Here is a 20,377-nt window from a genome sequence, read left to right on the forward strand (position 1 = left end):
CCCGCGTGCGAGGCGACGCGAATTGCAAAGTTCGCGCTACTTTTTTTTCCGATGGCCCCATTCTCTCCCGCCGACCTGCTGCCCTACGACCCGTTCGACGGCATGCGCTTTGGCCCCGAAACCTGCTTCCTCAGCGGCCAGCCCGTGGGCCCTGCCGATACCGTGCCCGTCTTCGCTGAGTGGCTGCAGGCCCGTTACCACCTCGCCGAACGCCCCATTCAGCTTCTCGACCAGCGCACTGTTCTCATCAAAGACCTGCGCCTGCCCGCCAGCCCGGCTGCCCGCCAGCGCATCGAAGAGCTGGAGAGCAGGGTAGAGGCCGCCGCCGCGCTAGGCCCCGCCGCCCTGCGCGCCCTCGGCGACGACACGCTCTTCCTCTGGATGGGCAAAATGTTCTACGGCATCTTCATCACCGAGCTGCTGAACGAGTTCGAGCCGCTGATTAAGCCCAAGTACCCGCTGGCCGAAAACGCCGCGCTGGTGCGTCGCTTTCAGGCGTTTTTCCAGCTGTTGCAGGGCCTGCGCGTGCCCACCGAATATGCTGATTTTGTGCCCGGCTCCATCTTCGTGCTCGAAGCCGACCCCACCGAAGACGTAACGCCCTTCGAGTACGACGACGACCTGAACACGCTCGTTTTCAGCATCAAGCTCGACAAAGCCGTGCTGGTGGCCTGTCTGGTCGATATCGGCCTCGTGGGCCAGGCCATGCGCAAGGTGTACGCCGATGCCCAGCGCCCGCTGCATCCCGTGCAGATTGCCGAGTTCAAGGCCCGCGTGTACTACGCCGCTCACCTGCTGCACGTGGTGCCCGACATCTACCCCCGCCACCCGCGCCCGGGCGATACCCAAATCGTGTACGATGCCCTCATCGACGACGTCACCGGCGCCATCTTCAACCCCTGGGAAAACAGCGCATATACCCAAACCCTGGCCGAAATGTGGCAGCGCTGGAACATTACGCTGGCTGACGTGGTGGCCAAGCCCGCCGAGCCGATGAGCCTGCTGTATGATGCAGCCGGCGAGCCGCGCGAGTTGAAGCATTGGCCCGAGACTATGTAAGGTTAATGAAACGTCATGCAGAGCGCAGCGAAGCATCTCGCCTGCGCAACTCAATTAAAGAATTAGTGACTGCGGGCAAGATGCTTCGCTGCGCTCTGCATGACGGATTTGATTAAAATATGCTCTCGTTGCCACCTTTTCTTCGCACCGCGCTGATTCTATTGCTGCTCCTGCCGCTGAATAGCTGCATCCGGCTACTGCTCAAGCCGGGCCGCGATTTTGAGAAATATACGCCCCCGCCCGCACCCGACTACGCCCAGGCCAGCAGTTGGGCTGCCCTGCCCACCCGGCGCGACTCCGCCGACGCCGTGCCCCGCCATTCCACCCTGCGCAACGAGCAGGCCACGGCCGAAGTCGATGTGTTTTTTGTGCACCCCACCACCTACTATTCGCCCCGCCACTGGAACGGCGACCTGCGCAAAAAGTGGCTGAATAAGTATACCGACCGCACCACCATCAAGCAGCAGGCCAGCGTTTTCAATGCCACCGGGCGCATCTACGCGCCGCGCTACCGGCAGGCCACCCTCTTTTCCTTCCTCGACAAAGAGCCCAACGGCCAGAAAGCCCTGGAACTGGCCTATTCCGACGTACGCGCCGCTTTCCAATACTACCTCGCGCACTACAACCAGGGCCGCCCGTTCATCATCGCCGGCCACAGCCAGGGCACCGACCACGCCACGCGCTTGCTCCACGAATTCTTCGACAAGGCCACCCCGCTACGCCGCCAGCTCGTGGCCGCCTACCTCATCGGCTTCCAGGTGAAGCCCAACGAATTCCTCACCATCAAGCCCTGCCCCGACTCGCTGGCCACCGACTGCTTCGTCGCCTACAACACCTCTGACGCCGGCCACGAGTCCACGATGTTTCAGCCCAGCATCGCCGTCAACCCCCTCACCTGGACGCTCGATTCCACCCTAGCCCCGGCCAGCCTTAACCGCGGCGCCGTCAGCATCCGCTTCAAGCACGTCCACCCCTATTTCACCGATGCCCAGATTCACCACGGCCAGCTCTGGGTGCACGCGCCGCGCTTTCGGGGCTTCCCACACTTCCCACCCTCCGGCAAAAAGAAGCTGCGCTACTCCCGCCACATCGCCGATTACGCGCTGTTTTACATGAACATCCGCGAAAATTCCCAGGCGCGGGTGCGGGCGTGGCTAAATAAATGATACTAAGGCTAAGCCGATGCTAGGATAAACAGCAAGTAACCCATTGGCACAATAGCACCCGCTGCAAACCCCCATGCATACTGCCTGCTTCTTTTTGATAATAGATAAAGTAGACCGGCATTGATAAGCAGAAGTAGGCCCAGTAGCAGCTTATAGCTGAGAGGCAGCGGGTCTATATGAAATCCTGATTCTCCCGGCATCACTCTGTCCATCGTCGCAAAGTCAACGCCATCAGCCCATAGCCACGCTACCAGAAATCCATCTAGTAGCAGTGTGCCAATGATTATAGCAAGAACAGTTACAACTTGGGACAACCGACTGGAATTGTGAACGGAGGCATTCATAATCACAAAGAAAAGCCCCGCCGGCACGATGCCAGCGGGGCTTTCCATTTAAACTATAAGCTGCAATTAAGCGCCGATAGCCACGCGCTTGAAGTCCGTCACGGTCATGCCTTTCGACTTGCTGTCGAGCAGTTGGGCGATGGTCATCGAGCCGTCTTTCACGAACTCCTGGTTCAGCAGGGTCTGCTCTTTGTAGAACTTGTTCAGCTTGCCTTGGGCGATTTTCTCCAGCATGGCTTCGGGCTTGCCTTCGGCACGCGCCTGCTCTTTGCCGATTTCAATTTCGCGCTCCACCGTAGCCGAGTCCACACCGTCTTTGTCAACGGCAACGGGCTTCATGGCCACGATTTGCATGGCTACGTCGCGGCCCACGGCAGCAGCGTCGGCCGAGCCCACGTTTTTCAGGGCTACGAGCACGCCTTTCTTGCTGTCGGAGTGGATGTACGAAGCCACTTTCTCGCCGGTCAGGGTCACGTAGGTCAGGTCCAGCTTCTCGCCGATTTTGCCGGTCAGGTCGGTGATGTGCTCCTGAATGGTCAGGCCATCGTCCTCTTTCACGGCCAGCAGGTCTTCTTTGGTAGCGGCGTTGGTGCGCACAGCGGCATCCAGGATGCGCTGCACCAGCTCGCGGAAGTTTGCCACTTTGGCTACCGACTCCGTTTCGCAGGCCAAAGCCACCAGCTTGCCGTTGGTGCCGTCTTCGCTCACGGCCACGGTCACGAAGCCTTCCGAGGTTTCGTTCTCGGCGCGCTTGTCAGCGATTTTCTGACCGGCCTTGCGCAGGATGTCGCGCGCAGCTTCGAAGTCGCCATCGGCTTCGGTCAGGGCTTTTTTGCAATCCATCATGCCGGCACCGGTCATGGTGCGGAGCTTGTTTACGTCTGCGGCGGTAATAGCGGCCATTAGATGTTGTGTTTGTTGGGTTGAAATTCAGGGAAAAGAAAAAGGGAACCTCCGGAGCCTAGACTACTCGAAGGTTCCCTTTTTTCAAAGAGCTCAGAAGGGACTATTCTTCGTCAGCAGCCGTTTTTTCGGCAATGGCAGCCTCGTCGGCTTCCTTGCGCTCGGCGTCTTCTTTGTCAACTTTGCGCTCCGACAGGCCGTCTTCGATGGCCTTGCCAATCACGCTCACGATGAGCTGAATCGACTTCGAGGCATCGTCGTTGGCGGGAATCGGGAACTGTACCAATTCGGGGTTCGAGTTTGTGTCGCAGATAGCGAAAACCGGGATGCCCAGTTTCTGCGCCTCTTTCACGGCGATGTGCTCGCGCTTCACGTCCACTACGAACAGGGCAGCGGGCAGACGGCCGAGGTCGGCGATACCGCCGAGCACGCGGTCGAGCTTGGCGCGCTCACGCGACATCATCAGCTTCTCGCGCTTAGCCAGTGCGGCGTAGGCGGTGTTTTCTTTCACCATCTTGTCGATGGTGGCCATCTTCTTCAGGCTCTTGCGCACCGTGGCGAAGTTAGTGAGCATGCCGCCCAACCACCGGTCGGTCACGAAGGGCATCTTCAAACGCTCGGCTTCCGTCGTAACGATTTCCTGCGCCTGCTTTTTCGTGGCTACGAACATGATTTTGCGGCCGCTTTTCGCGATGTTGCGAATAGCCTGGGCTGCGTAATCCAACGAAACCAGCGTTTTGTTGAGGTCAATGATGTGGATGCCGTTCTTCTCCATGAAGATGTACGGCGCCATTTTGGGGTCCCACTTGCGGGTGAGGTGACCAAAGTGGGCACCTGCGTCGAGCAGGTCCTTATAAGTCGTCTGAGCCATGATGTATTTCCTCCTGGATTAGCGTTTCGAGAACTGGAACGAACGACGAGCCTTGCGCTTGCCGAATTTCTTGCGTTCCACCATGCGCGGGTCGCGGGTCAGGAAGCCCTCCTTCTTCAGAGCGGGGCGGCTTTCTTCGTTGTCGCTCACGAGCGCCTTGGTGATAGCCAGACGGATGGCTTCGGCCTGAGCCGAAATGCCGCCGCCGCGCACGTTCACCTTGATGTCGTACTGGCCGACTTGCTCGAGGATTGCCAGGGGTTGGTTCACGACGTTCTCCAGCAGTTCGTTGCTGAAGTACGACTTCATGTCCCGGTCATTGATAGTGATATTCCCTTGCCCGGCCTGCATGTAGATGCGGGCCACCGAGGTTTTTCTTCTACCAGAGGTGTTGGTAATTGCCATTTAGTGGAAAAATAAAAGCGTAAGCCGGCGTTGGCTTACAGGTTGGTCAGTTCGATGGCCACGGGCTGCTGGGCCTCGTGGGGGTGCTCGGTGCCGGCGTACACGTACAGGTTGCGGTACTGAGCGGCGCCGAGGCGGTTGTCTTGCAGCATGCCTTTCACAGCGTGCTCAATTACGCGGCGCGAGTCGCGGGCCATTTGCTCGCGCACCGTGCGGCGCTTCTGGCCGCCGGGGTAGCCCGAGTGGGTGATGTAGACCTTCTCGGTCATTTTCTTGCCCGTTACGCGCAGCTTGTCGGCGTTGAGCACGATGACGTTGTCGCCGCAGTCCGAGTTGGGGGTGAACGAAGGCTTGTGCTTGCCGCGCAGGATGTTGGCAATTTGGCTGGCAACGCGGCCCAGCGGGGCCACGCTGGCGTCTACGATAACCCAGCTCTTCTGGGCGTTGGCCTTATTGACGTGGGTCGTCTTGAAGCTCAGGTGGTCCATGAGTCGAAAAAAAGGTATGCTAAACTATTGAATAAGAGTACGGAGCCGCGAAGGCTTCGGGAAAAACGGACACAAAGGTACTGATTTATGGGGAAATAGCCAAAAGTGTCTGAATAGTTTTCTGATGACCTCCTCAAGCCCTCGGTTCGCAGGCGGCCGGGCCAGGGGCGCCCAACAGTACCCAATCGTACATTTGGACCTTATTATTCCGTATGAGTCCATCTGCTAGTTTCTCCGCCGCTTCGCCAAATTCGGCCGATTCCAACCGTCGGGCTTTGCTCTTGCTGGCCGCGTTGCTGCTGGTTTCGGTGGTGATGGCCTTCGTTACAACCAACACCTACGACTCGGGCGACAGCATCAAGCACTATTTGTTTGCGCGCTACGCTTTCCAGTACCCCATGAACTATATGGACTCGTGGGCCAAGCCGTTGTTTACGCTGCTGGCGTCGCCGGCCGCACAGGCCGGATTTATCGGCATGAAGCTGTTTCAGTGCGCGATTGTGGCCCTATCGGCGTGGTGCGCTTATGTGGTGGCGCGCACCCTGCGGCTGCCCGCGCCGGAGCTGTCCATTTTGTTTGCCTACGCGTCGCCCGACTACTTTATCATCCAGTTCTCCGGGCTTACTGAACCTCTGTTCGGGCTCATCCTAGTGGCCTCGGTGGCGCTGCTGCTGACGGGCCGGGCCGGGTGGTCGGCGGCGCTGATTACCTGGCTGCCCTTTGTGCGGTCGGAAGGATTTATCCTGATTGGGCTGTGGGTGGTGTATTTCCTGTGGCGGCGGCAGTGGCGCTACCTGCCGCTGCTGGTGCTGGGCTATGCGGTGTATAGTGCGGTGGGCGCCGTGGTGCTGGGCGAGCCCGGCTGGGTGTTTGGCCACAACCCTTACGCCACCAAATCGGTGTACGGGCACGGCGAGTGGGACCATTTTGTGTTCAGCCTGCCGGGCCTGCTGGGCTGGGTGGTGCTGTTTCTGGCGGTGGTGGGCGGCGTGCGCATGACGCTCGACCTGCTGGACCCGGAGCGTCGGCAGCGCCGCTTGTTCAGCGCCGAACTGCTGCTCGTTTACGGCAACATCTGCGTGTTTATTGCGGCCCACACCATTTTTTGGGGCGCGGGCCTGTTCAATTCTTTTGGCATGACGCGGGTGCTCGACGTGACGGTGCCGCTGTTTGCCGTGGTGGCGCTCAATGGCCTGACCTGGCTGGTGCAACTCGGCAAAACGCCGGCCGCTCAGCGGCGCATCCGCATTGGGTGGGTGGCGGCCGCGGTGGTGTTCCTATTTCTGGGCACGCGCCAGGGCTTTCGCTGGCGGCGCGACTTCACCCGCCCGCCCGACCAGGAAGTGGCCGAAAACGCCGCCGCCTGGATTCGCAAAACCTACGGGGAAGGCACCCGGCCGCTGGCCTACGAGTTTCCCTACGTGGCCGTGGCCACCCACAATAACTTCTTCGACCCAAACGAGCACCCCGTGCTCCAGGGCCACGGCGACCGACTAGACGAAGTGCCCGTGGGCACGCTGGTGGTGTGGGACGACTGGTTTTCCCGCACCGAGGGCTACGTACAGCTGCCCATGCTGCGCAACGATGCCCGTTTCCGGGAAATGTGGCGCGACGCCCAGCCCCGCAACCGCTACCATCCGGAGCGCGACACCACCCAGATTATCGTATTTGAGCGGGTGCGCTAGCCCGGCAGCTTACTGGTGCTGCCGCAGGGTATCTACCAGCACCCGAAAATCTTTCGGGTAAGGCGCTTCCACGGCAATTTCTTCGCCGTTGAGGCCCGTGAACTGCAGCCGGAGGGCGTGCAGCGCGAAGCGCTTGATGAATGGTTGCTCTTCTTCGCCTTCCTTCATGTTGAATTTCTTCTTCAACGAAGACAGGTAGAAGTCTTCGCCGCCGTAGTCTTTGTCGCCCACGATGGGCGCCTGCAAATACATCAGGTGCAGGCGAATCTGGTGCATGCGGCCGGTCACGGGCTCGCACAGCATGAGGGCGTGGCGGGTGAAGGTTTCGAGGGTGGTGAAGTGCGTCTCGGCGGGCTTGCCCTTGTAGGCCAGGCGGGCCTTGCCGCGCGAAGTGGTTTCGATGTTGCGCTCCACTACCTCGTCCTGTAGCTGCGGCGTGCCCCACACCACGGCGTGGTACTGCTTTTTTACCTCGCGGTTCTCGAACTGCATGGCGAGGTGGCGGTAGGCGGCCGGGTTCTTGGCGAAGGCCAGCGCGCCGCTGGTTTCGCGGTCGAGGCGGTGGGCGGCCTGAATGTCGTCGTGGTGCTGACGGGCTAGGCGCAGCATGTTGGGCGCGCCGCCCACCCGCTCGTCCAGCGTGGCCAGAAACGGGGGTTTGTTGACGACAACGTAGTCGTCGTTTTCAAAAATGACGAGGTCGGAGAAATGGGGAAGCTTCATACGCAGCCCCAAAGGTACGGCGTGCAACCGGCGGGCGGGGAAGCCCCATGCCGAACGCAGCCTCGGCAGGGCGTTGGACGGCTAGCTGCCCGCGGCGCCTTTCGGCTTGCTCAGCTTGAATTCCAGCGTGGTGCCTTCGCCCACGGTGCTCTTCACTTTGATGGTGGACTTGTGCGCCTCCACAATGTGTTTGCTGATGGCCAAGCCCAGCCCAGAGCCGCCGGACTCGCGCGAACGGCTTTTGTCGATGCGGTAAAAACGCTCGAAAATGCGGTTTTGGTGTTCGGGGGCAATGCCGGTGCCGTCGTCGCGCACGGCAATGCGCACGCCCCGGCTGCCTTCGATGAGGGCCACCACCACGCGGCCGTTGTCGCGGCCGTATTTGATGGCATTGTCCACCAAGTTCACCAGCACTTGCCGGATGCGGTTGCGGTCGGCCACCACGGGCAGCTCGGCGGGTAGGTTGGGCGGAAACAGCTCCAGAGTAGTGCCCCGACGGGCGGCCTGCTGTTCCAGCAACTCAAAAATCTCGCGCACCAGCGCCACCAGGTCGAAGCGCTGGCGGCGCATGCGCACCACGCCTTTTTCGAGCTGGGCAATGGTGACAAGGTCCTGCACCAGGGCGTCGAGCGTGTCGAGGCTGGCGGCGGCTTTGGCCAGAAACTTGTGCCGGGTGGCGGCGTCGATGTCGCCGTCTTCGTCGTCGAGGATGGTGTGCACGAAGCCCTGGGCCGCGAAAAGTGGCGTCTTGAGCTCATGTGACACATCGGCCAAAAACTCGCGGCGCAAGGCCTGCAGGCGCACCAGCTCATCAAGCTCCTGCTGCCGCCGCTCGGCCATAAACAGAATTTCGTCGCGCACGCGCTTTACCGGCTCGGGCCGAAAGAGGAACTTGCTGCTGAGCTTCTTGAACTCCTTGCGCTTGATGTGCTCCAGGCCCGCGTAGATGCCGTTGATTTCGCGAAAAATCAGCGCCTCAAACGACAGATACACCAGCAGAAAGCACGCCGCCACCGTGATGCCCGCCGCCAGAAACGCTTCCCGGAACGGCAGCGTAGGGCCGATGCGGGCATAAGCCGTGAGCACGCCCGCCACCAGCAGCGCAATCAGAATGGCAATGGTGCGAGAAGAGAGGTTCATTGGATTATCAGTAGCTAAAAAAACGTCATGCAGAGCGCAGCGAAACATCTTGCGTGCAATAGTAAATAATTACTGGTGGCGGGCAAGATGCTTCGCTGCGCTCTGCATGACGTTTTGCTACACTCAACCAATCAATCCACGTTGAACTTGTAGCCCACGCCCTTGATGGTCTGGATGTGGTGGTCGCCCACCTTCTCGCGCACCTTGCGCACGTGCACGTCCACGGTGCGGGCCAGCACGAAGACGTCGTTGCCCCAGATGTTCTGGAGCAGCTCTTCGCGGTTGAACACCTTGTGGGGCGTGGCCGCCAGGAAGGCCAGCAGCTCAAACTCCTTCTTGGGCAGGCTGATTTTTTTGCCGTCCTGGTACACGGCGAAGGCCGTGCGGTCGATGCGCAGGCCGTTGATGTCAATGGCGTCGACGGCGCCGTGGGGGTCCTGGTCGCGGCGCTTGACGGCGGCCAGGCGGCCCAGCAGGGCGCGCGGCTTGATGGGCTTGGCAATGAAGTCGTCGGCGCCGGCCTCAAAGGCGGCCACTTCGGAAAATTCCTCGGCGCGGGCCGTCAGGAACAGGATGTAGGTGTCTTTGAACTTGGGATTTTCGCGCAGCAAACGGCAAGTGGCAATGCCGTCGAGGTGGGGCATCATCACGTCGAGCAATATGATGTCAGGGTTGAAGCTGGCAGCAATTTCCAGGGCTTTGCGGCCGTCGCCGGCCGAAGCGGTGAGGTAGCCCTCCTTCTTCAGGTTGAACTCCAGCAACTCAACGATGTCCGGGTCGTCGTCGACCACGAGAATCTTGTATACGGCGGATTTGGGAGCAGTCACGGCGTTGCGGGGCTAAGTGAAGCAATTGTTACGGGCACAAAAGTACCGCTTTGGTCGGGCCGCGCTGTGTTACGATTGTGTGACGCCGGTTCCCCGGCCGGGCCGTCGGTGGGTTTTAAGCGCTGGCCGCGGCCGTTGTTCGGCGCGGGGCAATGCTCAGCGCCACGCAATAAAACACGTTCAGGAAGGCGTACAGCATGGCGTGCACGGCCCACACGTTCCGGCTGATGGCCGGCGAGTAGCGAAGCACTAAGTTGCTGGTGAGAAAAATCAGCAGATTGCCGGAGAAGTAGAGCAGCACACCGGTCGAGACCCAGAACATGGGGTCGCGCTCCAGCCGCTCGGTCACCACCTGGCGCAGCACTTCCCGCCGGAAAAAGAAAAACACAAATGCCAGCATCACCACCCCCTCGATGAAGTGCTGCACCGGGCTGAACTCCGCTGTGTCGAGCCGGGGCCGATAGGTGACGGCCGTGCCGAGCAGAAACACGCCGATAAGGGCCGGGATGTACCGGCTGAACGCGTACTCGCGCAGCGTGCGGCGGTACATCAGGGCCAGCAATGTGAACTCAATGGCCGTGTCGATGGGAAACAGGAACAGGTTCGGCCGGTGCTGGCGCTGAAGCGCCGTCGTAATGGCCGTGATGACGATGGCCAGCAGCGTGAGCACCACAAGGTAGCGCATGGTCAGGCCGAGCCGCCGAAAGCGAACCACGCCGATGAGGCCCGCCAAGCACAGCACCACCGTCGATGCATCCGCAACATAAATCAGAGCCGAGACGGGCATGGGGGCGAAGTACGGTCAGGCAGTTCAGAGTTCGAATAGCCGAACCTTCCGGCAGGCAGTGCCCTGTGAGGCAAGGCGAGCCGGCGAATTAATTCACCAAGTTAAGCCGCGATTTCAGCCCCTGGTAGCGCACCATGTCCACCTTCACGGTGCCCACAAACATCTCGGCCTGAAACAGCACCGGAATCTTGTTGCGGTCATCGGAGAAGTACACCGAAATGGCGTTTTCGCCCCGGAAAAGCTTGTTGTTCGGCATTTTGGGCACCAGCTTAAAGGCGCGCACGTCGCCGGCCTTGGTTTCCACCACTTCGCGGCCTTTAAATACCACTTCCAGCATGAAGTTGTCGCCGTCGAAATAGCCGGGCACGCGTACCACGTCGCCCACCTTCATGCGCTCGAAGTTGAGGGTGCGCAGGTAGTAGAAGCCGCTCACCAGCTCCAGGGTGTTGTTGGCCACCTTCACGGTGCTGCGGGCGTTGTTGTGGGTGTGGTCGGTCACCTCGGCCACGTCGTGCAGGTGGTCGAACTCCACGGTTTCCTTTTTGCGGTAGTTCTTCTCGGCAATCTCGCGCTGCGCGCGGATGGGCAGGATGCTGGTGGTGTCGATATAGGCACGCCACTGGTCGCGAATGCGCAGGAAGAAGTCGAACGAGCCAGTGGTTTTGCCGCTCACCGTGGCCTTGTAACAGGGCCGGTCGTTCACGCGCTCCAGGCCGCCGGCGGTTTCCACGGTGGCCTCGCCGCCGTTGATGAGGCCGTAGTGCACGGTGTACTTGATGACCTCGCCGCGGCCGAAGCTGGACTGCGGAATGCTGCGCACGGCATCGCCGGGGCCCAGCGCCAACTGCGCCGATGCCAATAGAACGAGAATAGCAGGGGTAAAAATGAGCCAGCGGCGGTTCATAACAGAATAAGTAGAAGTAACGATTGCAGCCATAGACAAACGCAATGCCAGCCAAAGCATTCCCAAAGATACGGACGTAAAAAAAGCCCGTTGCGGATTGCAACGGGCTTTCACTTTTACCGGTTCCGGCGCGCTTACAGCGTGTCTTCGCCGTCTTCGGGGCCGGCCATGTCCACAGGGATGACGTCGGCATCGCCCTTGGCCATGGTGCGAATCTTGCCTTCGATTTCGTCGGCCAGCTCGGGGTTGTCGAGCAGCAACGTCTTCACGGCTTCGCGGCCCTGCCCGATTTTCTGGTCGCCGTAGCTGAACCACGAGCCCGACTTGGCAATGATGCCCATGTCGACGCCGAGGTCCACAATCTCACCGACTTTCGAGATGCCTTGGCCGTAGATGATGTCGAACTCGACCACCTTAAAGGGCGGGGCCACTTTGTTCTTCACCACCTTCACCTTGGTGCGGTTGCCGGTCACGTTGTCCTTGTCTTCCTTGATTTGGCCAATGCGGCGGATGTCGAGGCGCACGGAAGCGTAGAATTTCAGGGCGTTACCGCCGGTGGTGGTTTCGGGCGAGCCGAACATTACGCCGATTTTCTCACGCAGCTGGTTGATGAAAATGCAGGCGCAACCGGTCTTGTTGATGGTGCCGGTGAGCTTGCGCAGGGCCTGGCTCATAAGGCGGGCGTGCAGGCCCACTTTCGAGTCGCCCATGTCGCCTTCGAGTTCGCCTTTCGGCACGAGGGCCGCCACGGAGTCAATGACGATGATGTCAATCGCACCCGACGAAATCAACTGGTCGGCGATTTCGAGGGCTTGTTCGCCGTTATCAGGCTGGGCGATGAGCAGGTTGGTGGTGTCGATGCCGAGTTTCTCGGCGTAGGATTTGTCGAAAGCGTGCTCGGCGTCGATGAAGGCCGCCATGCCGCCTTTCTTTTGCGCCTCGGCAATCATGTGCATGGTCAGGGTCGTCTTACCCGACGATTCCGGACCGTAAATTTCAATCACGCGGCCGCGGGGCACGCCGCCAATGCCCAGAGCAATGTCGAGCGAGAGCGAACCGGTGCTGATGCTCGGGATGTCGCCCACTTTGTTGTCGCTGAGCTTCATCACGGTGCCTTTGCCGTAGGCTTTGTCCAGCTTGTCGAGCGTGAGCTGGAGGGCTTTCATTTTTTCGGCTGCGACGTTGGTCTCCGCCTTGTCGGCTTTCGAGGCCTTTTCGGTAGCTACTGCCATGGGGTTGGGAAAAAGGAATTAGGTTTGGTAAAGTTAAGGGTTTTGGCGACGTCGCAATCAGATAATTCTATTCCTTGGTTAAAACTTCGGAAAGGCCCTTTTGCGGCGGCTTTTTCTAACACACAGCCCTTCGGAATCGTGCCGTAGAAAGCGGAAATATATGAGGAATTATCTAAGAATTTTAGTTGGCCTTGTGGCTGTGCTAATTAGAGTGGAAACGGCACGGGCGCAACTCGACAATTCTGCGTTTACAGGGCGTTCCCTTGGCACACTTCAAACAGATGGTACATTCGATACAATTGGTTGTCTGTCGCCAGATTCTATAAATAATGAAGCTCGAACCGGTGAATTGCGACTTTCGCTTCATGCCTTTACTTTCTTCAAAGACAACGAGTACTTCAACAAAATTGTAGACGGCTACACGCTCTACGGCACGCAGCTGAATCCGCAACTCGTGTATTATCCGACCAAGGACCTGCGTCTGGAAGGCGGCGTGTTTCTGTGGAAGGACTTTGGCAACCCGGTGCTGCAACAGGTGCGGCCCACGTTCCGGGCCACCTGGACGGTGGGCAAGCAGCAGATTATTCTGGGCAACATCCGGCCAAATCTGGCTCACAATTACATCGAGCCGATGTTCAACTTCGAGCGCGTGATGCTGAACCCGCTGGAAGAAGGCATTCAGGTGCGCTACCAGGGCGACCGACTGTTTGTGGACCAGTGGGTGGACTGGCAGCGCCAGCAATACCGCTACAGCAACTACCAGGAAGAAGTGGCCGGCGGTGTCAGCAGCAGCTACCGCATCAGCCCCGATGGCAGCCGCTGGACGGTTTCCATCCCGTTTCAGTTCACCGCCATTCACCACGGCGGCCAGATTGATACGTTGAACAAACCGCTCCAAACGGCCTTCAACGAAGCTTTTGGACTGGTGGCGCATTATAGTGTGGCCGGCCCCACGGTGCGGGGCGTACGCTTCAACGGCTACGTGCTGGGCTTTCAAGACTACTCGTTCACGGCGGGCCAGTTTCCTTATAAATATGGCCGGGGCCTGTATCTGAACGGCACCCTCGAAACCCGCTTTGTGGACGTGATGCTAAGCTACTGGCAGGGCTCGCGCTTCATTGCCCCGCTGGGCGGCGACTTGTATCAAAGCGCATCGCGCACGGTGTCGAATCCGGACTTTCGGGACCCCCAGCGCAACATTGTGCTGCTACGACTCATGCGCGACTTTCGCATTGGCGACGCGGCGGCGCTCACGGCCCGAGCCGAACCGTTGTTCGACCTCAACGCCAAGCTGCTCGACTACTCCTTCGCGATGTACCTGAACGTGCGCACCGAATGGCTACTGGGCAATGTGGGCAAGCGCGTGCGCGTGGGCCGGTAGCTACTCGTCGCGCGCGAGCCAGAAGCGGCGGATGTTGCTGGTGGCCTCGCTGGCCCGGAACCAATGCGGGCGTTTGGGCGGGGCTTCGGGCTGGAAGCCGGCAGCTTTGGCCACGGCCTGCCCGCGGGCGTTGTCGACGAAGCAGCGGATGAGCAGCTTCTGGCTGCCTACGGGCCCAAAACCGAAGTCAATGATGGCGTTGAGGGCTTCGCGGGCGAAACCCTGGCCTTCGGCGGCAGCGGCCAGGTAATAGCCGATTTCGGCCTGCCCGCGGGCTTGGGGCATCAGGCAGATGTCGCCGAGGTAGTCTTGCGTGGTGCGGAGCCAGATACCAAACACGTAGAAACGACCCGATTCCCAGTCCTGCGCAAAAGTCTGCAGGGCCGTGGTGGCGTCGGCGGGCCCGCGCACGGCCTGCAGGCGGTCGGGGAAGGAGGTGCGAAACCGGGCCCGGTCGGCGTCGAGCAGCGCAAAGAAAGCGCGGGCGTCGGCCGGCTCGTAGGGGCGCAGGCAGAGGCGGGCAGTGTACAGCGGAGTGCGGGGCAACATGGCTGCAGATGCGGCGAAAGCGCCGCCGGAAGAAATAAAAGGAGGCCTTAAAAAAACAGAAGCCGCCTCTGGTCCAGAAGCGGCTTCGCTCGTTGAGACGGGCCGGCTATTTGTTTACGCCCGCGTATTGGCTGGGGCTGCCCAGCGCTTGCTGGGTGCGCATCACGTTCACCTGGCGGGCGGCTTCGTTGAAGAACTCGAGGCGGCGGATGAGCATTTCCTTGGTCAGCACGCGGCCTTCGGGGGTGCGCATGGTGCCGCGCTTGTCGGCCAGCACGCGCTGCATGGCGGCCAGGGTCTGGCCTTCGTGCTTCATAAACTGCTGCTGAAACTCGGCCAGTCGGGCCACGCCGCTGGCGGTGAGCGCGAAGTCTTCGCCGGCGCCCTGGTTCAGCACCTCGCACAGCACGTACACTTCAATGGGCAGGCTGGTTTCGAGGGCCGTGGTGCGCAGGTCGAGGCCGGCAGCCAGGGCGTCGAGGATAATGCGCACGTTGCGCTCAAATTGCTGATAATAGGCTTGGGCTTCCATATTGGGGACTTGGGGCAATGGGGCTACAAAGAACGTCATGCAGAGCGTAGCGAAGCATCTTTACTGCAACAGTAAATAGATTACTGGTAGCGGGCAAGATGCTTCGCTACGCTCTGCATGACGTTCAACGAAACCGCTATAACAACTCTTTCACAATCTGCTCCACGCCAATGCCTTCGGCTTCGGCTTTGAAGTTGCGCACGAGACGGTGGCGCAGGATGGGCACGGCCACGGCGCGTACGTCCTCAATGTCGGGCGAGTACTTGCCGTTGAGCAGAGCGTTGCACTTGGCACCCACAATGAGGTGCTGCGAGGCGCGCGGGCCGGCGCCCCACTCCAGCAGCTGGTTGGTGCGGGCGTGGGCGCGCTCGGTGTTGGGGCGGGTTTTGTGCACCAGGCCCACGGCATATTCCACCACGTTGTCGGCCACCGGCACGCGGCGCACCAGCTCCTGAAACGCCTGAATGTCGGCGGCATGGAGGACTTTGTTTACCGTCGGCTTGCGGTCCGAAGTAGTGTTTTTCACAATGTTCAGTTCCTCAGCATAGCTGGGGTAGCCCAGCTCGATGTTGAACATGAAGCGGTCGAGCTGCGCCTCGGGCAGGGGGTACGTGCCTTCCTGCTCGATGGGGTTTTGGGTGGCCAGCACGAAGAACGGGCGCTGCAGGGCGTAACGCTGGCCAGCCACCGTCACGGCGTATTCCTGCATGCTTTCGAGCAGGGCGGCCTGGGTCTTCGGCGGCGTGCGGTTGATTTCGTCGGCCAGAATGATGTTGGCAAACACGGGACCTTTCACAAAGGTGAAATCCCGCTGCTGGTTCATGGTTTCCGAGCCTACGATGTCGGAAGGCATCAGGTCGGGCGTGAACTGGATGCGGTTGAACGACAAATCCAGCGAGTCGGCAATGGTCTGAATCAGGAGCGTCTTGGCCAGGCCGGGCACGCCCACCAGCAGGCTGTGACCTTGCGAAAACACGGCGGTGAGCACCAGCCGCACCACCTCGTCCTGCCCCACGATGACTTTGCCGATTTCCTGGCGCAGCTTCTGGAAGGAGGCGGCCAGGGCGTCGGCGGCTTCTTTGTCGGAGGGAAATTGGGCCATTCGGGGTCAGTATTCTTGTCTAAATAAAAAGTGTCATCCTGAGCGCAACGAAGGACCTTACCAAGACCGAACAGTTGCAGAATTTCTGCTGCTGACGTGATAAGGTCCTTCGCTGCGCTCAGGATGACAAGGATTTAGCCTATTTGTTCTCTGTCGATTCCAGCACCTTGCACTGGGCGTATTCGGGAGCCACTTCGAGGTATACGCTGTTGCGGTTCTTCTCAAACCACTCGTCCAATGCCTTGTTGCGTTTTTCGTTGAGGGCGGCGGCGGCAATTTTTTGGTAGTCCTGCTCCAAGTTGGCTTGGTGGGGCGGCGTGTTCGACTTCAGCCACAGGATGCGCATGGCGTCCTTGCCGTCGTCGGTGCGGTAGGGCATGGGCGGGGTGATGTGGCCCACCTTCATGGTGTCGATGGTGAAGAACACGGCCGGGTCGAGCTTGTCGAGGGGCAGGCGCGAGCCGCCGTCCTGGCGGTTGGCCAGCAGGCCGCCGTTGGTGCTGCTCTGCTTGTCGGAGGAATTGTCCTTAGCGGCTTTGGCGAAGCTGATGCTGTCGCTCAGAATCTGGCGGCGCAGGCGGGTGAGCTTTTTGGCGGCTTCGCTGGCATCAGCGGTGCCGGTTTCGGGCTTCAGCAGGATGTGGCGCGTCGAGTAGGTGTTGCCCTTGCGCTCGATGAACTGAATGAGGTGGAAGCCGAATTGCGACTGCACCACCGGCGACAGCTGGCCGGGCTCCAGCTTCATCGAAGCCGCTTCGTACTCCGGCACCAGCTCGCCGCGCTTGAAAAAGCCCAGGTAGCCGCCTTCCTTGGCCGAGCCCGGGTCTTCGGAATACTGCTTGGCCAGCGTGGCAAAGTCGGCCCCGGCCAGCACCTGCGCCCGAATGTCGTTCAGCTTGGCCAGAGCGGCCTGCTTGGCCTTCTCGTTCACCTGCGCCGGAATCACAATCTGGCCCACTTCTACTTCGGTGTTGAAGTAGGGCAGGCTGTCCTTGGGCACGCGGCTGAAGTACTGGGCCACTTCGCGGGGCGTCACCGCCACCTTGCCGGTGATGGTTTCCTGCATTTTCTGCTGCGTGAGCTGGTCTTTAATCTGCGGACGCAAGTCATCTTTCAGCGCCTTGATGGGCTTGTTGTACTGCTCTTCCAAGCGCTTCTCGGAGCCAATCTGCTGCACGAAGTAGGCCATGCGGCGGTCCACTTCGTCGTTCACGCGCTTGTCTTCCACAATCACGGAATCGACTTCGGCACGGGCCAGCATGAGCTTATTAAGCACCAGGCTTTGCAGGATTTTGCACTTCAGGTCCGGCGGCGTGGGTTTGCCGGCAGCGCGGGCCATCTCCTGCATGTAGATGTTTTCCACATCGGAGCGCAGCACAATCTGGTTATCCACTTTCACCACGATGCCGTCGAGCAGCTCCTGGCCTTTGGGCCGGCTAATGCCCAATTGGGCTTTGGAGGCGGGCGCAATGCCCACGAGCAACAACAGCGTAAGCAGGGCCGACGCCGCGGCGCGATTCACTTTCACAAGCATAAACAAATAAATAAAGCCTCTCGGCCAAATGCCGGGGCCGGGGCCACACGTGCGCACTAACACGCAAACGGCCCCACAAATTTCATGATAAATCCGCGGGCGGACAAAAACAAGGAGCGCCGCCGCCTTCAGATGGTTGCAGAGCCTCGGTAATAGGGGAATGAGTGAATGGCTGAATGAGTGAAAAATTGCGTTTCACCCATTCAGCCATTCGCTCGTTTTCTTACTGCTTACTTCGTGACAAGCTTGTTCACTTCGGCTTCGTTCACTTTCACCGGACGGGCGGCGCGCATTTGCGAAATCCACTCTTTCTCCAGGTAGGTCTGGTAGTCGCTGGTGGCCTGGCCGCGGGCTTCGGCCAGCGTTTTTGGGCCGGCGGGTAGGGTTTTGTCGATGGTGACGGCGTAGTAGCGGCCGTCTTTCTGCACGTTGTAGGTGCCGGGGCCTTTGCTCATCAGGTCGTCCATCACCTTGTTGTCGCCCTTCTGAAAGATGCGCTGGCTGATTTGGACCGACAGGGGGTTCTGCTCGTTCATTTCGGCCTCGATGGCGGCGGGGTTGGCCGTGTTCAGCGCAATCTGCACCTGGCTGTCGGCGGCAGCATTTTGCGCCGCTTTGCCGATGCGGCGGGCGGGCACGCCGCCACGCGTCCGCAGGTAGCGGGCGGCCGAGTCGGCGCGGGCAGCGGCCAGGCTGGCCTTTTCGCCTTTTTTCACGCGGCCGGTCAGGGTCACGCGGGCCAGGGTGTCTTGCAGCATGCGCTTGGCCACTTCCTGCAGGGCCAGCGCGCCCGTCTTGGAGAACACCGCCGAGTTGGGGCGGAAGGCAGCCACTTTGGGCACGTTACGGGTCAGGGGGAAGCGGCCGGTTTTCAACTCCTTTTGCACACGGCTCAGCAGGGTGGGGGTAGCGGCGCTCACCACGGTGCCCTGCACGCGCTGGTCCCACTGGTACTTGGCCTGGTTTTCGGCGAAGTACTTTTTCAGGCCCACGGTGTCCTCAATGGCCTTGCTCCACACCTTCTCGTCCATCAGCTGGAACAGCAGGATGCCGTCGCGGTATTCCTTCACCAGCATGCGGTAGTCCTCATACTTGGTTTCGAGGCTGTTTTTCTCGAAGTCGGTCAGCGACTGCTCCACGTACTGGTCGTAGAGCTGTTGCATGGCGAAGCTGGGCTGGGCGCCGGTGCGGGGCCGCTGGTTTTGCTGCGCATAAGTCAGGAAATCCTTCACTGTGTAAGGCTTGCCCTTGATGGTGAACAGCGCCGAATTGTCATTCACAGCATTTTTAGCCGGCTTGCCCGTGGCAGCAGCGGGCGCCACGTACTTAAAGCGGCCAGCTACCAGCGCCGTATCCGCTTTGCTGAAAGCGTAAGTTTTGGCGGCCGGTACTTCGGCAAACTGGTCTTCCTGGCGCACGCGCTTCAGGAAAGCAGCTTTGTTCAGTTCCGAGCGCGAGTCTTTGGCCACTTTGCTTTTCAGGCTGGCTTCGAGGTCGGCAAATTTGGCCAAGGGCTGCTTTTCAATCAGCTTGATGACGTGCCAGCCGTAGGGCGTTTGCACGGGGGCTGAAATATCGCCGGGCTTTTGCAGCTTGAACGCCGCTTCCTCAAACGAGGGAATCATGCGGCCGGTGCCGAAGGGCGGCAGCTCGCCGCCGTTGGCCGCCGAGCCGGCATCTTCCGAAAACTGGGCCACGAGCTTGTCCCAGTTTTCGCCCTTTTTCAGGCGGCTGTACAATTCGTCAATCTTCTTCTTGGCCGTGAGCGAGTCGGACTTGGCCGCGTTGGCATTCATCCGAATCATGAGGTGGGCTACCTTGATTTCGCCCTGCGCCGCGCGCTTGTCGTTCACCTTAATGATGTGGTAGCCGAAGCGCGTGCGCACCGGCTGCGACACCTGACCCACCGGCGTTTTGTACGCGGCCGACTCAAACGGGTACACCATCTGCATGGCGGTGAAGTAGCCCAGCTTGCCGCCGTTTTCTTTGGCCGAAGGGTCTTCGCTGTTGGCGCGGGCCAGCTGGCCGAAGTCTTCGCCGGCCAGGGCCTGCTTGCGGAGCTGCTCAATCTTCTGAAAGGCCGCGAGCGTGTCTTGCGGGGTAGCATCGGGCGCCACGCGCACCAGGATGTGCGAGGCGTTCACCTCTTGGCTCATGCGGTCGTAAGCCTCGCGCACCAGCTGGTCGGTCACGCTCTTCTCGGTGAGGTAGGGCTGGGCCAGCTGCTGGCGGTAGCCGTCGAGCTCGCGCCGGAAGGCCTGCGTGGTGTCGAGGCCGCGCTTCTCGGCTTCCAGCACCTTGAGGCGGAAGTTGGTGTAGAGGTCGAGGTAATCGGTCACGCTCTGGCGGGTGCCGTAGTCGGGGGCCGAGCTGTTGTTCTTGCGGTACACGTAGGCAAACTCGTTGGCCGGCACCGGGTAGTCGCCCAGGGTTTCTACCACGGGGCCCACGGCGGTAGCGCCCGTGGTGGCCGAGGCAGCCGGTTTGGAGGTCTGGCAAGCAGCCAGCAGCGCGACGACGGCAGCGCCGGCGTACAGAATGCGTTTGTGCATATAAGGGAAGAAGGAAACAAAAGCGCCGGCCCGGAAAGGAGCAGCCGCGCGGGCATAAAATTACCGGTGCGAAATTAACTAATTTCCGGACGGAATGAAAGGTGGCCGCTGAGGCGTAGCAACGGGCTACAAAACGTCGGGCCAAGCGTCACAAAGCCTCTGTGCAATGCTGGTAACAGAAGTTACTGCAGCG

The 20,377-nt window shown here is 60.3% G+C and carries 20 protein-coding genes; 4 read left to right on the top strand and 16 right to left on the bottom strand.

All coding sequences use genetic code 11. From position 1 onward, the window contains the following. Positions 1 to 51: 51 nt before the first annotated feature. Complete coding sequence (locus MUN81_RS03145) at positions 52 to 1,059, top strand: hypothetical protein (protein ID WP_245114937.1); 1,008 nt, start codon at positions 52 to 54, stop codon at positions 1,057 to 1,059. Positions 1,060 to 1,187: 128 nt separating this feature from the next. Then, complete coding sequence (locus tag MUN81_RS03150; RefSeq protein WP_245114938.1) at positions 1,188 to 2,225, top strand: DUF3089 domain-containing protein; 1,038 nt, start codon at positions 1,188 to 1,190, stop codon at positions 2,223 to 2,225. Between the two features lie 8 nt (positions 2,226 to 2,233). Here MUN81_RS03150 and MUN81_RS03155 read toward each other — a convergent pair whose 3' ends face one another. The 5 genes from MUN81_RS03155 to rplM all read right to left on the bottom strand — a co-directional run bounded on the left by MUN81_RS03155 (position 2,234) and on the right by rplM (position 5,236). Continuing rightward, positions 2,234 to 2,617: a hypothetical protein gene (locus MUN81_RS03155; protein ID WP_245114939.1), complete on the bottom strand. Its 384-nt coding sequence runs from the start codon at positions 2,615 to 2,617 to the stop codon at positions 2,234 to 2,236. Between the two features lie 18 nt (positions 2,618 to 2,635). Next, positions 2,636 to 3,472 (bottom strand): translation elongation factor Ts, encoded by an 837-nt coding sequence (gene tsf / locus MUN81_RS03160; RefSeq protein WP_245114940.1) that lies wholly within the window; start codon positions 3,470 to 3,472, stop codon positions 2,636 to 2,638. 103 nt (positions 3,473 to 3,575) lie between these two features. Beyond that, a complete protein-coding gene (gene rpsB, locus MUN81_RS03165; protein WP_245114942.1) occupies positions 3,576 to 4,343 on the bottom strand; it encodes a 30S ribosomal protein S2 in 768 nt (255 codons plus the stop codon). Between the two features lie 18 nt (positions 4,344 to 4,361). Continuing rightward, positions 4,362 to 4,748: a 30S ribosomal protein S9 gene (rpsI, locus tag MUN81_RS03170; protein ID WP_191003878.1), complete on the bottom strand. Its 387-nt coding sequence runs from the start codon at positions 4,746 to 4,748 to the stop codon at positions 4,362 to 4,364. A gap of 35 nt (positions 4,749 to 4,783) precedes the next feature. Further along, positions 4,784 to 5,236, bottom strand: coding sequence for a 50S ribosomal protein L13 (gene rplM / locus MUN81_RS03175; RefSeq protein WP_190924988.1), 453 nt, complete (start codon positions 5,234 to 5,236; stop codon positions 4,784 to 4,786). Positions 5,237 to 5,448: 212 nt separating this feature from the next. On the opposite strand from rplM, the gene MUN81_RS03180 reads away from it, so the two are divergent. Next, positions 5,449 to 6,921 carry a DUF2079 domain-containing protein gene (locus tag MUN81_RS03180; protein WP_245114944.1) on the top strand — a complete coding sequence of 491 codons (1,473 nt, stop codon included), beginning with the start codon at positions 5,449 to 5,451 and terminating at the stop codon, positions 6,919 to 6,921. 9 nt (positions 6,922 to 6,930) lie between these two features. On the opposite strand, the gene MUN81_RS03185 is transcribed toward MUN81_RS03180, so the two are convergent. The 6 genes from MUN81_RS03185 to recA all read right to left on the bottom strand — a co-directional run bounded on the left by MUN81_RS03185 (position 6,931) and on the right by recA (position 12,534). Beyond that, positions 6,931 to 7,644, bottom strand: coding sequence for an RluA family pseudouridine synthase (locus MUN81_RS03185; RefSeq protein WP_245114946.1), 714 nt, complete (start codon positions 7,642 to 7,644; stop codon positions 6,931 to 6,933). An 81-nt stretch (positions 7,645 to 7,725) separates the two neighbouring features. After that, positions 7,726 to 8,784, bottom strand: coding sequence for an ATP-binding protein (locus tag MUN81_RS03190; RefSeq protein ID WP_245114948.1), 1,059 nt, complete (start codon positions 8,782 to 8,784; stop codon positions 7,726 to 7,728). 131 nt (positions 8,785 to 8,915) lie between these two features. Continuing rightward, the gene (locus tag MUN81_RS03195; RefSeq protein ID WP_245114950.1) at positions 8,916 to 9,611 is read right to left on the bottom strand and encodes a response regulator transcription factor; all 696 of its coding nucleotides are present in this window, start codon (positions 9,609 to 9,611) and stop codon (positions 8,916 to 8,918) included. A 115-nt stretch (positions 9,612 to 9,726) separates the two neighbouring features. Further along, positions 9,727 to 10,398: a hypothetical protein gene (locus MUN81_RS03200; RefSeq protein WP_245114952.1), complete on the bottom strand. Its 672-nt coding sequence runs from the start codon at positions 10,396 to 10,398 to the stop codon at positions 9,727 to 9,729. A gap of 88 nt (positions 10,399 to 10,486) precedes the next feature. Then, positions 10,487 to 11,302, bottom strand: a complete 816-nt coding sequence (locus tag MUN81_RS03205) for a DUF3108 domain-containing protein (RefSeq protein ID WP_245114954.1) — start codon at positions 11,300 to 11,302, stop codon at positions 10,487 to 10,489. 134 nt (positions 11,303 to 11,436) lie between these two features. Continuing rightward, positions 11,437 to 12,534: a recombinase RecA gene (recA, locus tag MUN81_RS03210; protein WP_245114956.1), complete on the bottom strand. Its 1,098-nt coding sequence runs from the start codon at positions 12,532 to 12,534 to the stop codon at positions 11,437 to 11,439. A gap of 349 nt (positions 12,535 to 12,883) precedes the next feature. Here recA and MUN81_RS03215 point away from each other — a divergent pair, with 349 nt between their 5' ends. Further along, positions 12,884 to 13,915, top strand: coding sequence for a hypothetical protein (locus tag MUN81_RS03215; RefSeq protein WP_245114958.1), 1,032 nt, complete (start codon positions 12,884 to 12,886; stop codon positions 13,913 to 13,915). Here MUN81_RS03215 and MUN81_RS03220 read toward each other — a convergent pair whose 3' ends face one another. The 5 genes from MUN81_RS03220 to MUN81_RS03240 form a co-directional block, all read right to left on the bottom strand. Then, positions 13,916 to 14,464, bottom strand: a complete 549-nt coding sequence (locus MUN81_RS03220; RefSeq protein WP_245114960.1) for a GNAT family N-acetyltransferase — start codon at positions 14,462 to 14,464, stop codon at positions 13,916 to 13,918. Positions 14,465 to 14,570: 106 nt separating this feature from the next. Continuing rightward, complete coding sequence (locus MUN81_RS03225; RefSeq protein ID WP_245114962.1) at positions 14,571 to 14,996, bottom strand: hypothetical protein; 426 nt, start codon at positions 14,994 to 14,996, stop codon at positions 14,571 to 14,573. A 136-nt stretch (positions 14,997 to 15,132) separates the two neighbouring features. Next, entirely contained in the window at positions 15,133 to 16,098 is a 966-nt protein-coding gene (locus tag MUN81_RS03230) for a MoxR family ATPase (RefSeq protein ID WP_245114964.1), read from the bottom strand. A 139-nt stretch (positions 16,099 to 16,237) separates the two neighbouring features. Beyond that, the gene (locus MUN81_RS03235) at positions 16,238 to 17,626 is read right to left on the bottom strand and encodes a peptidylprolyl isomerase (protein WP_245114966.1); all 1,389 of its coding nucleotides are present in this window, start codon (positions 17,624 to 17,626) and stop codon (positions 16,238 to 16,240) included. Positions 17,627 to 17,862: 236 nt separating this feature from the next. Continuing rightward, positions 17,863 to 20,184, bottom strand: a complete 2,322-nt coding sequence (locus MUN81_RS03240; protein WP_245114968.1) for a peptidylprolyl isomerase — start codon at positions 20,182 to 20,184, stop codon at positions 17,863 to 17,865. Between the last annotated feature and the right edge of the window lie 193 nt (positions 20,185 to 20,377).

The organism is Hymenobacter sp. 5317J-9, assembly GCF_022921075.1.
Taxonomy (GTDB): Bacteria; Bacteroidota; Bacteroidia; order Cytophagales; family Hymenobacteraceae; genus Hymenobacter.